Raw genomic sequence first — 13,326 nt, forward strand, 5'->3', positions numbered from 1 at the left:
GCGCTTAGTAGGCGAAGGCCAGGACGTCGTCGGCGGGCTTGGCGCCGCCTGGTCCGCCGGAACCCGGCGTTTCGTCCTCGTTCTCATCGGCGGGGACATGGGCCAGTTCGGGCATGGCGGACACCACGCCGCCGCGGATGTACTTCACCAGCAGCTTCACCTCCACCACCAGCAGGACGGCGTAGACCGCTGTGAGGGTCACCAGTGAAGCCACCAGCTCGCCGGCGGAAACCCCGGGTGAGACGGCCGCGGCCGTAAACATGAACACCTGGTCGATGCCGCTGGGGTCCGGATTGGGGGCCACCACGAACGGCTGCCGGCCCATCTCGGTGAAGATCCAGCCTGCGGCGTTCGCACCGAACGGGGCGAGGATGCCGAAGATGGCAAGCCGCATGAGCCACGGCGATTCGGGCACGGTGCCCTTCCGGGTCAGCCACAGCGCCACCACAGCCGCCAGCGCGGCGAGTCCGCCGAAGCCAATCATCATCCGGAAGCCCCAGTAGGTCACTTCCATGACCGGCAGGTACTCAATTTCCTGGCCGGCGCGCTCACCGTAGATGGGGTTGTCCGGCAGGTGGGTGCCGTAGTTCTCCTTGTACTCGGGCAGGAGCGTGTTCACGCCCTTCACCTCGGTGGTGAAGTCGCCCTTGGCGAGGAAGGAGAGGATTCCGGGGACCTCGATGACGGCCACGATGTCGTCGCAGTTCTGGGAGCCGATGTTGCCGATACTCAGCACGGAGAACCCCGTGCCGTCGTGGCAGGCCGCTTCCGCTGCGGCCATTTTCATGGGCTGCTGTTCGAACATGAGCTTGCCCTGCAGGTCGCCGGTGACGGCGGTGCCGGCGAAGGAGATCATGGCCACCACCGCGCCGATGCGCAGGGAGCGGATCCAGACGCTGTGGTCTGCCCGGTCACGGCCCGGGATGGTGGCGGACTCGCCGGGAACGACCTTGCCGTCGGGACCGACGGTGTCGACGCCGTCGCGGCGCCGGCGCCACAGGTGGTACCAGGCGATGCCGAGCAGGAAGCCGCCGGCCACCGCAAGGGCGCCGAAGAGGGTGTGCGGTACGGCTACCAGGGCGGTGTTGTTGGTGAAGACGGCCCAGGCGTTGGTCATGACCGGGCGTCCGTCGATCATTTCGACGCCTACCGGGTGCTGCATCCAGCTGTTGGCCACAATGATGAAGTAGGCGGAGAAGACCGATCCGATCACCGCTACCCAGAGGCAGGCCAGGTGGATGCCTGGTTTCAGCTGCTTCCAGCCAAAGATCCACAGCCCCAGGAAGGTGGACTCCACGAAGAAGGCCAGCAGGGCCTCCAAGGCCAGGGGCGCTCCGAACACATCGCCGACGAACCGGCTGTATTCGCTCCAGGCCATGCCGAACTGGAACTCCTGGACGATGCCGGTGGCCACGCCCATGATGAAGTTGATGAGGAAGAGCTTGCCCCAGAACTTGGTCATCCGCAGATACTCGGGCTTGCCCGTGCGGTGCCAGGCCGTCTGGATGACAGCCACCACCAGGCCCAGGCCGATGGTCAGCGGGACCATCATGAAGTGGTAGACGGTGGTGATGCCGAATTGCCAGCGTGCTATTTCCAAGGCGTCCAAGGCAGGTCCCTACTCTAGGCCAACTCAAACTTCTACGTTTCGTAGAAGTTCAACTTCTACAGAGTGTAGAACAACTTGCTGTCCGGCGGAAAACGCACCGCCCGATACCAGCATGGGGCCTAACTGTCCCGCGCGCCACGTGTTCTACCCAACGTAGAAAGTCCGGCGGTTTCAGGGTAAATTTGAATCTGTAGTTGTTTAACCGTTGAGCAGTCACCGGCGCAGGAAGCGTGCGGTGCGGGGACAAAAAGGAAAAGTGCAATGGCTAGTCTTGGTGAACTGGAACGGGCAGTGATGGACCTGCTCTGGGCGGGCCAGGAAGCAGCCACGGCCAACACTCTGCGGGACCAGCTGGCCCGCACGTCCGCCGCTCAGGGCGGCCCCGGCCATGAGGGCAAGGAACTTGCCGTGACCACGGTGCTGACGGTGCTGTCCAGGCTGGAGAAGAAGGGCCTCGTGGAGCGGGAACGCGGAACCCGTCCGCACCGCTATCAGGCGGTGTCCAGCCGCGCAGACCACACGGCCGAACTCATGCATGAGGTGCTGGGGTCGGCTCCGGACCGCGAAGCCGTACTGGCACGGTTCATCGGGTCCGTCTCCGAGGGTGAAGCCGAAACACTGCGCAAACTGCTGGGTCACGTCTAGCCCACCATGTTCTGGGCCTCATACCTGCTGGCGGTCCTGGCGATCATACTGGCGTGGCCGGTACCCATCCTGCTGTCGCGTGCGCAGTGGCCCGCGCGGTCGCCCTTTACGGCCATGATTCTCTGGCAGGCCATCGCACTGGCAGGTGGCCTGTCGATGATCGGCGCCATGCTGGTCTACGGCCTGGAGCCCATAGGGGACAACCTGATCGCCGGGCTCCGGTCCCTGGCCGGCATGGTGCTCTTCAACGCCCCCACCACAGCCCTGGGGTTTTGGCACATCTTCGCCCTGTCTGCAGCAGCCCTGCTGACTGCCCACCTTGTGTTCACCCTGTTGCTCACCTACTACAGGATCCAGCGGCAGCGGTGGCGCCACCGAGAGCTGCTGGCCCTCCTGGCGTCCCCGTCAGGCCAGGACACCGCCACGCTGGTCATCAGCCATGACTCCCCGGTGGCCTATTGCCTGCCCGGCGGAGCACGGTCTGTCACAGTACTTTCCGACGGCCTGATGGCGGCCCTCGAGCCAGCAGAACTCCAGGCCGTCCTGACCCACGAAAACGCACACCTGAGCCAGCGGCACCACCTGCTGCTGTGGGCGTTCGCCGCGTGGCGCCAGGCCCTCCCCTGGCTGCCCACCACGCGTCTTGCGCAGGAATCGGTGAGCTCGCTCATTGAAATGCTGGCCGACGACGTTGCCCTGCGGACAGCCAGCAAAGCCACCCTCATCAAGGCAATCGCCATCGTGGCCAGCGGTTCGTCCGCCGGACCGAACGGGCACGGCACCGGCCAGGCTGCTCCCGGTATGGCATTGTCCGGCCTCGAGTCCGCCGCGGGAACTGCCGGCTCTGACTCCAGCCGCACTACGGCGTCCCGGGTCAGCCGCCTGCTTTCACCACAACCCGGACTGCCACGGGCCGCACGGAGCCTGGTCCTCACCGCCTGCGTGCTGCTGCTGGCGCTTCCCACGGCCCTGCTGGTGGTGCCCGGCCTGCTGGGCTGAACCTCTCGCCGTTGTGCCCTGAAAGCGGACGGTGCGCCGGACACCGCGGGTGCACCGTAAGCCCGCCAACAGCCCCTGTCAGGCGTCGATGCGCTCCCGGTCCAGGCTTGCAGCGCCGGCGATGATGAAGTCCTTGCGCGGGGACACATCAGAGCCCATCAGCAGGTCAAAGGTCTTCTCGGCCTCTTCCAGTTCCGCGATCCCCACTTTGCGGAGCATCCGGTGCCGGGGGTCCATGGTGGTCTCGGCCAACTGTTCGGCGTCCATTTCACCCAGGCCCTTGTACCGCTGGATGGGCTCCTTGTACCGCTTGCCTTCCTTGGCCAGCCTGGCCAGCAGCACGTGCAGCTCGGCCTCGGAGTAGGTGTAGATCATCTCGTTGGCCTTCTGCCCGGCGTTGACCACCTCCACCCGGTGCAGCGGCGGGACGGCGGCGAACACCCTGCCTTCCTCGATCATCGGGCGCATGTAGCGGAAGAAGAGCGTCAGCAGCAGCGTGCGGATGTGCGCGCCGTCCACGTCGGCATCGGTCATCAGGATGACCTTGCCGTAACGGGCTGCGCTGATGTCGAAGCTGCGGCCGGACCCTGCACCCACCACCTGGATGAGGGCGGCGCATTCGGCGTTGGAGAGCATGTCCCCCACGGAGGCCTTCTGCACGTTGAGGATCTTCCCGCGGATGGGGAGCAGCGCCTGGAAGTCGGAGGACCGCGCCAGCTTGGCTGTCCCCAGCGCCGAGTCGCCTTCCACGATGAAGAGTTCGGAACGTTCGACGTCGTCCGTGCGGCAATCTGCCAGCTTGGTGGGCATCGAGGAGGTTTCCAGCGCATTCTTCCGCCGCTGGGTTTCCTTGTGCACACGGGCCGAGATGCGCGATTTCATCTCGCTGACGATCTTCTCCAGCAGGAGGGCCGACTGCGCTTTGTCGTTGCGGTTGGCGGAGCCCAGTTTGGCGACGATTTCCCGTTCCACCACCTTGGCCACGATGGCGCGGACAGCGGAGGTGCCAAGTATTTCCTTGGTCTGGCCTTCGAACTGCGGCTCGGCAAGGCGGACTGTGAGGACTGCCGTCAGGCCGGCGAAAATGTCGTCCTTTTCTATCTTGTCGTTGCCGGCCTTGAGCTTGCGGGCGTTGGTTTCCACGGCCTTGCGGAAGGTCTTCACCAGCGCCTGTTCGAAGCCGGACTGGTGCGTTCCACCCTTCGGTGTGGAGATGATGTTGACGAAGCTGCGGACGGTGCTGTCATAGCCGATGCCCCACCGCAGGGCCACGTCCACCTCGCAGTCCCGTTCAACCTCCGCCAGCTGGCTGTGGCCGCGCTCATCGAGGACGGGCACGGTTTCCTTGAACTTGCCCGAACCGTGCAGCCGCCAGACGTCGGTCACCGGCGGGTCAGCGGCCAGGAAGTCAACAAACTCGGAGATGCCGCCGTCGTGGTGGAACACTTCCTCGTGCGGGCCGGCCTCGCCGGGGGTGCCGGGCACCCGGCGTTCATCGCGGACCGTCAGCTTCAGGCCCGGCACCAGGAAAGAGGTCTGCCGGGCGCGGGATGCCAGTTCGTCGTAGGAAAACTTCGCGTCCGGCGTGAAGATCTGGCGGTCCGCCCAGTAGCGGATGCGCGTGCCAGTGACGCCGCGTTTCGCCTTGCCGACGACATCCAGCACGGAGTCGTCGACGAACGGGGTAAACGCAGCGGCAGGATCGGTCTTGCTGCCGACATCCTTGAAACGGCCGGGCTCGCCCCTGCGGAAAGACATCCGGTAGGTCTTGCCGCCCCGGTCAACCTCAACGTCCAGCCGGGATGACAGCGCGTTGACCACCGAGGCGCCAACACCGTGCAGGCCGCCGGAGGCCGTGTAGGACCCGCCGCCGAATTTTCCGCCGGCGTGCAGCTTCGTAAAGACCACCTCGACGCCGGTGAGTCCGGTCTTGGGTTCCTTGTCGATGGGGATGCCGCGGCCGTCGTCGTGGATCTCCACGGAGTTGTCCGCATGCAGGATGATGCGGATGTCGTGGCCAAAGCCGGCCAGGGCCTCATCCACTGAGTTATCGATGATTTCCCACAGGCAGTGCATCAGGCCGCGCGAGTCGGTTGAACCGATGTACATGCCCGGGCGCTTGCGGACGGCCTCCAGGCCTTCCAGGACTGACAGATGCCGGGCGGTGTACTCAGAGCTTGGTGCCACTGGTGATGAACTCCTTCAGGGACGGAACAGCAGGCGCTTAAAGCGCTCCCTCTAGGGTAGTCGGCCCCGGACCGGAGCTGCGGTTGCCACTCCTTGCCGTCCCTGTGGACCGCGCCACTTGGCCACCGCCTGCCATGCAGTGGCCAATCTTGACCGAAGCTTGCGGATACGCGGACAGCGAACTTGGTCCATCCTTGCGATGGTTTGGATACGAATACTGGTTATATAGACGTACAGATCTACTAAGGAGGCCGATTATGACAACAGCAGTGGCAGACCGCACACTCAACGCACTCGACCGGTGCGACCGTTGCGGAGCTCAAGCGTATGTCCGGGTTGTACTCGAGTCCTCCGGCGGTGAGCTGCTCTTCTGCGGCCACCACGCCCGAGCCGTCGAAGCGACGCTCAAGCCCCTGAGCTCCGACTGGCACGATGAGACGGCCAAGCTTCACCAGAAAGAAGCCGTGGAAATCGACTAGGGACAGCATAACGTCCAAAGGGTGGGACCCCTCCGAACGGAGGGGTCCCACCCTTTTGCTTTAAACGGCGCTTTGCTGCGATGCGGGCTTGGCCGAACCGGGCCGGGTCCGCCGAACGGAGCCGCCGCCTCTTCAGCCGAATCGGGCTGGAAACGCCAGCGGGCCGGCCCGGACCCCTGATGGATGGAATCCGGACTGGCCCGCTGGCCTTGCCCTGCGTACCGGCGGCCTTACGGGCCGGCCGGCGCGTGTTGCCTAGTCCAGGTAGTCGCGCAGCACCTGGGAACGTGACGGGTGGCGCAGCTTGGACATGGTCTTCGATTCGATCTGGCGGATCCGCTCGCGCGTGACTCCGTAGACCTTGCCGATTTCGTCTAAAGTCTTCGGCTGTCCGTCGGTCAGGCCGAAGCGCATGGCCACAACCCCGGCTTCACGTTCGGACAGGGTGTCCAGAACGGAGTGCAGTTGCTCCTGCAGCAGTGTGAAGCTCACGGCATCGGCGGGAACCACGGCCTCGGAGTCCTCGATGAGGTCGCCGAACTCGGAATCGCCGTCTTCACCCAGCGGGGTGTGGAGGGAGATGGGTTCGCGGCCGTACTTCTGGACCTCGACAACCTTTTCGGGTGTCATGTCCAGTTCGAGTGCCAGTTCCTCGGGCGTGGGTTCGCGGCCCAGGTCCTGCAGCATCTGGCGCTGGACGCGGGCCAGCTTGTTGATGACTTCCACCATGTGCACCGGGATACGGATGGTGCGGGCCTGGTCGGCCATGGCACGGGTGATGGCCTGGCGGATCCACCATGTGGCGTACGTGGAGAACTTGAAGCCCTTGGTGTAGTCGAACTTCTCCACGGCGCGGATCAGGCCCAGGTTGCCTTCCTGGATCAGGTCCAGGAAGAGCATGCCGCGGCCGGTGTAGCGCTTGGCCAGCGAGACCACCAGGCGGAGGTTGGCCTCCAGCAGGTGGTTCTTGGCACGCTTGCCGTCGTGGATGATGAATTCCAGCTCGCGCTTGTACTTCGGCTCCATGGAGCCGTCGTCAGCGGCGATCTTCTCTTCGGCGAACAGGCCGGCTTCGATCCGCAGCGCAAGGTCCACTTCCTGCTCAGCGTTGAGCAGGGCCACCTTGCCGATCTGCTTCAGGTAGTCCTTGACGGGGTCGGCAGTAGCGCCGGCCGACATGACCTGCTGGACGGGGGCGTCGTCGTCGTCGGCGTCAGAGTAGACAAAGCCCTTGCCGCTGCCTACGGCACCCTTGGCCGTGGCGGCTTCGCTTTCTTCAGCGGCCTCGGCGCCTTCCAGGAGGCTCTCGTCGGGATCCTCCTCGACGTCCTCAACTTCGTCAGCGTCGTCGGCAGAAGCCTTGTTGGCGGCCTCCGCGGCCGCCTTGGCGCCGGGCTTGGGCCCGCGCTTCTTGGGCTCAGGCTTGCCGTCCGCGCCGGAGGAAGCCTTGTTGGCTGCCCGGGTAGCGGCCCGCTTGGCGTTGGTCGCAGCCTGCTTCTCCTCGGCGGACAGATTGTCCTGGGCGGCGGGGTCCTTCTTCGTGGAAGACGGGGTCACAGAAAACCTTTCTTGCGGTGGTCTGTGGAATCGCCATACGGGCAACACCACTATGACCCTGTCAAGTCCGTGATGGAAATCAAGCGCCACCACGGCCGGCAGAGTCTTTTAAGACAACTACCGGAGCGGCCGTATTGTTCCCCGAAGGACGATACTGCTGGTGCTCGATACACGGACCCAACCGGGTCTCGGCAACCATTGTCTCATGTTTCGCCGCATCGGGCCTCCCCCGGCTCCAGCGGGCCGGTTCCGAAGGTGCCGTGCATATTGGCAGCCCACCCTCACGCAGCAGCTCCGGGGCCGAACTTCTGCCAGGCTGATTCCTTCCTGGCTGCCCAACCGCAAATGGATCCACGTTCCACCAGCTCCAGGATCAGTTCCGCAAGCCGGGACCCAGGTTCGGCCCTCAGTGCGTCGCTCAGGTGCCGGGCGGCATAGGAACCGCGGCCACGGCACCATGAGATCCAGCCGCGGCCGGTCAGCGCCGCCGCCGCCGCCTGGCCGTCCAACGCAGCCAACTCCGCCAGGATGCGGTCCAACCCGTCCATGCCCGCCCAGTCCGGGATGTCCGGCGCCAAGCCCATCAGGACCGCCCCGTAGTTGGGCACCTCCCCGTCGACTGACTCCGGTCCCGCAGGGTGCGCCATGTGAAGCCTTACTAGTCCCCGGCACTCCCCTGCGGCGCTGCCTGGCCTACCCGCATCGCCGGACGTTCCGGCGTCATGGCCGGGCACTGCCAACGGGCTGATCGGCTCCAGCTGAAGGGCATCGTCGAAGATATAGAGGCCCTCATCGCCGGCCTCGGCCGCTTTCCTCCCTGCTGCGCTCATCACCAGCACAGCGTCCCGCCAATGCGGGACCAGGAGGGAGGCGGACAGGAAGCCGTCGCGGTCCGCATCCGGAATCCAGGGCAGCGCAGCGGGACGGGCCAGCAGGTCCTCCCACACATCCAGGACCCGCCGAAACTGTGCCAGGCTGCGGCGCCGCGCCGACAGCCCGCGTTCCCACTCTTCCTCGGCCTCCATGGCGGCTGCCCGGTGCATCGCGGGAACCGGCCGCGCGCCAGTCTCCTGCCGTTCCGGCCCTGGTCCCACGCTGCTGCCCCGGTACACCATTTCCGCATTTAGTGCGCTGTCGCGGATTTCCTGGACGGGGCGTCCGGGCCCCGGGCAGCAGTCGGCATCTAGGCAGTATGCGTCCCGCCAGTAGTCCCCGCCGACGTACCAGGCGTCCCGCACCGGCATGCCGGCCTGATCCAGCACGGGCGCGAGGCCAGCCAACAGCGGGCCGTAACTGCCCGCGGCCACGTGCGTGTCGCTGGTGAAAACGGCGAGCAGCGTGCCGTCAGCACTCGTGTCAGCATCAAGGTAGCCGCGTACCGCCTGCAGATAGCGCCCCGGCGCGGCACCCCCTGCAGGCGACGGCAGGTCGAGCCGGAGCGTGGCACCAAGCTGCCTGCCGTGCATGGTCATGGCCACGAGGCTGTCGGAAGGCCAGTAGCCCAGCGAATGCGGAATGAAACCGAGGATGTCCGCGGGTCCGGTGACGGTGAGTCTTTCGGGAGCTGTCATGGCTCCACGATCCGCCGGGCGGCCGTCACCGGGAAGGCGTGGCCCTGCCTAAGTGGACAACTCCGGCCAGGCTTCGTCGGAAAGCGGCGGCATCCACTAACAAACACCAGGAAAGCCACCGCCCCACGACGGCGGAGACCGGTTGTGGAGGACTGGTCAGTCTCCCGTGGCAGTGTTCTGGCTGCGCCGGGCCAGGTTCTCGCGGCGCTGCCTGGCCAGGGCAGTCCGGAGCGGCGGAACGACCACGCCTTGCTCGGCCATTCGCCGCCGTACCTTCCGCCGGCAACCCATCACGGCGGCCGCGCCGAACCCCAGCAGCAGGAACTGGACGCTCAGGGCGATGCGGAACGGATCGAGCCCGTACAGGACCCCGTTGGAGAAGCCGCTGGCGTAGAGGAGGTCCAGAACGAGCCCAATAAGGAAGATCGCGGTCAGCGCGGCAATGAAACCGCCAACGTTCACAATTCCAGTTGCCGTCCCGATGCGGTGCGCAGGGTTGAACGTCCGCGCAAAGTCAAACCCGATCATTGATCCCGGCCCACCAATGGCCAGGGCCACCACCAGGATGGCCAGCAGCCACAACGGAGCCCGCCCCGGAATCAGCAGGACCGCCGCCCAGGCCGCCGCCGTCACCGCGGCGATGAGCAGGACCATCGTGGAACGCCGCAGCGGGTGCTTGGAGACGAACCGGCCGATGAACGGCCCCACCGCCATGGCGGCCGCCACATACAGCGCCATCAGGGAGGCAACGGTTCCGGCATCGAGCCCCTGCCCGGAAATCAGGAACGGGTAGCCCCAGGTCATGGCGAAAACCGTGCCGCTGAACTGGATGGTGAAGTGGCTCCACATGCCGAGCCGGGTTCCCGGCTGGCGCCATGCACTGGCCAGGGACACTCCCGTGGCCTTGAGCCCCTGATGGGCCGTGGGCCGTTCAACCCCAGGCGGGACGTCCTGCAGGAACACCACCACCAGCACCACCGCGAGGGCGGACATGCCCGCGAGCATCAGGAACGCCGGCGTCCATCCGGATGCGTGCAGGACGAAGGCAAAAGGAATGACACTGATCAGCTGTCCCAGCTGGCCTGACATGCCTGTCAGCTGTGTAACCAGCGGGACCCTTGCCGGCGCAAACCACAGCGGGATCAGCCGGATCACTGAAATGAAGGTCATGGCGTCGCCGGCACCCACCAGGACCCTGCCCAGGACACCGCCGGGAATGCTGTCGGCATAGGCGAGCTGGAGCTGGCCCAGGCCCATCAGGACGGCACCGCCCGCAATCATGGCCCGTGAACCGAAGCGGTCCACCAACAGCCCGACCGGGATCTGCAGGGCGGCATAAACCAGCAACTGCAGGACAGTGAAGAAGGAGATAGCCGACGCGCTGGCATGGAACCGTTCGGTGGCCTCGAGGCCCACCACTCCAAAGGAGGTGCGCTGGGAAACGGCCACCAGGTATCCGAATACTCCGATGGTCCAGATCAGCCAGGCGCGGGGTGCAGTCACCAATTCATTATGTCAACACGCCCTGCCCGGCCCGGGACTACGCGCCGGGCGGCTACTGCCCTGGGTTCTCCCGCGCCAGGTAGGCCTCGACGGCGGCGCCCAGCACATCTGCGTCCGGAAGCTCGTCATTTTCGTCGGCGAGCAGGGACCGGCGGACGATGCCGTCAGACTTTTCGTCGTAACGGGTTTCCAGCCGGGACACCACCTGCTGGACCTCCTCCGAGGCCTCAATCTGCTCAGCGATCTGGCGGCTCACGTCACGGCCCGATTCGCGCAGCCGGTCCGTGGGCAGCATGAGGGACGTGGCCGCACCCAGGTATTCCAGGCCGGCGACGGCGGCCGTGGGGTATTCGGCTTCGGCCAGGTAGTGCGGAACATGGATGACGTAGCCGGCAACATTGCGGTTGGCCTCGACGAGGCGCAGCTCCAGGATGTGGCCAACGGCAGCGGGCACTTCCACCGTTGGCTTCCATACGGAGATGCCTTCGATGAGTTCGGGCCGGTTTCCGTGGACCGTCACCCCAACCGGGCGGGTGTGCGGCACTGGCATGGGAATCGAATGGATCCAGGTGACCAGGTTGACGTCCAGCTTTTCCACGATGCCCACCACGGCACGGGCAAAGCGTTCCCACTGAAGATCAGGCTCAAACCCGGCCAGCAGCAGGAAAGGCTTACCCAGCCCGTCAACCAGCCGGTAGAGCGCCAGCCGCGGCTCCTGGTAATCCTGGATATGGTCTTCGACGAAGCTCACGTGGGGCCTGCGGGACCGGTAGTCAATCAGCTGGTCCGCGTCGAAGACGGCAACGGGCTGGGCATCAAGGGAGTCCAGCAGTTCGGCATTGATCTGCTTCACCACGTGGCCGGCATCCGCGAAGCCGGTAAACCCCATCACCAGGTTCAGGCCGCGAAGCTCAGGGCTGTGGAACAGCTCGATGTTGCTCGCATAGAGAGCGTCGGGGTCCAGCAGGGAGCCGGAGATCCTTTCAAGCACGCCATGGTCCTTTCACGGGTTGGGGTGGTCATCAGGCATAACGCAGAGTTGGGCCGCGGCATTCCGCCGCACCGTGTGGTGCACATCTCAGGAAATTCTCCCGCCGCGGCGGCGAAGGGCTACGATCGGAACTGGCCTGCCAGCCGGGCCTGCTTTCGCCCGGGCCGCGTCCGGAACGGCCGCCTCCGGGCCACCATGGCGGGAGCCGAACATGCATCCCCGCCCGATCTTTTCGAGAATTGAGGACTCATCCCTGTGGTCAAGAATACTGAAATCAACCTTAGTACCGTCTCCCGGGACCTGAAGAAGAGCCCCAGCGACGCCGTGGTCATCGGGGTGGGGCAGGGAACTGACGGGCCGGTCCTGCTGGAGAACCCCCTGACGGCGAAGTCGGCTGAGGCACTGGCCGACTCGCTCAAGGCGCTGGGCATCACCGGTGCGGCAGACCAGGTGGTCCGGCTGCCCGGCCTGTCCGAAACCGGCGCGGGCATCCTGGTGCTGGCGGGCGTGGGCAAGGTGCAGGCGGGCAAGCCGCTCGCCGCAGAATCGCTCCGCCGGGCCGCCGGTTCCGCGGTCCGCCAGCTGGCCGGGCTGGCAACGGTGGCGCTGGCGTTCCCGACGGCGTCAGTGGCCGACGTCGAGGCCGTCGCCGAGGGTGCGGCGCTGGGCGCGTACTCCTTCACCGAGTTCCGGTCGGCCAAGGACGGGCTCAAGGATCCGGTGCGAAACGCACTGATTTTCACCGACGTGGTGGAGCAGAAGGACCTCGGCACTGCACTGAAGCGTGCGGGTTTGGTGGCCAAGGCCGTCAACGCCACGCGTTCCCTGGTCAACACCCCGCCCAGCCACCTGTACCCGGAGTCATTCGCCGAAGCAGCCAAGGACCTCGCCAAGGGCCTGCCCGTCAAGGTGACGGTCTGGGACGAGAAGCGCCTCGAAAAGGAGGGCTTCGGCGGCATCATGGGCGTCGGCAAGGGCTCCACGCGCCAGCCGCGCCTGGTCAAGGTGGAATACTCCCCCGCCAAGGCTGCATCCAGCATCGCACTCGTAGGCAAGGGCATCACGTTCGACACCGGCGGCATCTCCATCAAGCCGGCCCTGGGCATGGGCGACATGAAGAGCGACATGGCCGGAGCCGCCGTCGTACTTAACACTGTCCTGGCCCTCGCCGGACTGGGCCTGCCGGTCAAGGCCACCGCGTGGCTCTGCATCGCCGAGAACATGCCGTCCGGCGCCGCTTCCCGTCCCGCCGATGTCCTGACCATGTTCGGCGGCAAAACGGTGGAAGTGCTCAACACGGATGCCGAAGGACGCCTGGTCATGGCCGACGGAATCGTTGCAGCCAGCCGCGAATACCCGGACGCCATCATCGACGTCGCAACCCTCACGGGTGCGCAGCTCATCGCCCTGGGCAACCGCACCGCGGGCGTCATGGGCTCGGACAGCGTCACCGGAGCCCTCAAGTCCGCTGCCGACCGTGCCGGCGAACTGGTGTGGCCCATGCCGCTGCCCGAGGAACTGCGCCCCACCCTGGATTCCCAGGTGGCGGACCTGGCCAACATCGGCGAACGCCACGGCGGAATGATGACCGCTGCCGTGTTCCTGCGTGAATTCGTGGGTAAGGACAAGCAGGGCGAGCAGATCCCCTGGGCGCACATTGATATCGCCGGCCCGTCCTTCAACAACGGCAGCCCGTACGGCTACACGCACAAGCAGGGCACCGGCTGCACGGTCCGTACCCTCGTCGCCTACGTCGAGGACATCCTGGCCGCAGCCTGACTCTGC

10 protein-coding genes are annotated in these 13,326 nt (G+C 65.8%); 4 read left to right on the plus strand and 6 right to left on the minus strand.

Features of this window, described 5'->3' with window-relative positions; all coding sequences use genetic code 11:
- Positions 1-4 precede the first annotated feature (4 nt).
- Positions 5-1,609: a cytochrome ubiquinol oxidase subunit I gene (locus UC32_RS18030; RefSeq protein WP_045732559.1), complete on the minus strand. Its 1,605-nt coding sequence runs from the start codon at positions 1,607-1,609 to the stop codon at positions 5-7.
- A gap of 261 nt (positions 1,610-1,870) precedes the next feature.
- On the opposite strand from UC32_RS18030, the gene UC32_RS18035 reads away from it, so the two are divergent.
- Together UC32_RS18035 and UC32_RS18040 are read left to right on the plus strand one after the other, a co-directional pair.
- Positions 1,871-2,254, plus strand: coding sequence for a BlaI/MecI/CopY family transcriptional regulator (locus UC32_RS18035; RefSeq protein ID WP_015936823.1), 384 nt, complete (start codon positions 1,871-1,873; stop codon positions 2,252-2,254).
- Positions 2,255-2,260: 6 nt separating this feature from the next.
- Positions 2,261-3,253 carry a M56 family metallopeptidase gene (locus UC32_RS18040; protein ID WP_045732560.1) on the plus strand — a complete coding sequence of 331 codons (993 nt, stop codon included), beginning with the start codon at positions 2,261-2,263 and terminating at the stop codon, positions 3,251-3,253.
- A gap of 78 nt (positions 3,254-3,331) precedes the next feature.
- Here UC32_RS18040 and UC32_RS18045 read toward each other — a convergent pair whose 3' ends face one another.
- A complete protein-coding gene (locus UC32_RS18045; protein WP_045732561.1) occupies positions 3,332-5,440 on the minus strand; it encodes a DNA gyrase/topoisomerase IV subunit B in 2,109 nt (702 codons plus the stop codon).
- A 257-nt stretch (positions 5,441-5,697) separates the two neighbouring features.
- Here UC32_RS18045 and UC32_RS18050 point away from each other — a divergent pair, with 257 nt between their 5' ends.
- Positions 5,698-5,919, plus strand: coding sequence for a DUF7455 domain-containing protein (locus UC32_RS18050; protein WP_015936820.1), 222 nt, complete (start codon positions 5,698-5,700; stop codon positions 5,917-5,919).
- A gap of 255 nt (positions 5,920-6,174) precedes the next feature.
- On the opposite strand, the gene UC32_RS18055 is transcribed toward UC32_RS18050, so the two are convergent.
- From UC32_RS18055 to UC32_RS18070, 4 genes are all read right to left on the minus strand, one after another.
- Positions 6,175-7,476, minus strand: coding sequence for an RNA polymerase sigma factor (locus tag UC32_RS18055; RefSeq protein ID WP_045732562.1), 1,302 nt, complete (start codon positions 7,474-7,476; stop codon positions 6,175-6,177).
- 281 nt (positions 7,477-7,757) lie between these two features.
- Positions 7,758-9,047: a DUF4192 domain-containing protein gene (locus UC32_RS18060; RefSeq protein ID WP_045732563.1), complete on the minus strand. Its 1,290-nt coding sequence runs from the start codon at positions 9,045-9,047 to the stop codon at positions 7,758-7,760.
- A gap of 156 nt (positions 9,048-9,203) precedes the next feature.
- Complete coding sequence (locus UC32_RS18065; RefSeq protein WP_045732564.1) at positions 9,204-10,550, minus strand: MFS transporter; 1,347 nt, start codon at positions 10,548-10,550, stop codon at positions 9,204-9,206.
- Between the two features lie 52 nt (positions 10,551-10,602).
- Complete coding sequence (locus UC32_RS18070; protein WP_045732565.1) at positions 10,603-11,541, minus strand: proteasome assembly chaperone family protein; 939 nt, start codon at positions 11,539-11,541, stop codon at positions 10,603-10,605.
- 255 nt (positions 11,542-11,796) lie between these two features.
- Here UC32_RS18070 and UC32_RS18075 point away from each other — a divergent pair, with 255 nt between their 5' ends.
- The gene (locus UC32_RS18075; protein ID WP_045732566.1) at positions 11,797-13,320 is read left to right on the plus strand and encodes a leucyl aminopeptidase; all 1,524 of its coding nucleotides are present in this window, start codon (positions 11,797-11,799) and stop codon (positions 13,318-13,320) included.
- Positions 13,321-13,326 lie beyond the last annotated feature (6 nt).

The sequence above is a fragment of the Pseudarthrobacter chlorophenolicus genome (genome assembly GCF_000962805.1).
Lineage (GTDB): Bacteria > Actinomycetota > Actinomycetes > Actinomycetales > Micrococcaceae > Arthrobacter > Arthrobacter chlorophenolicus_A.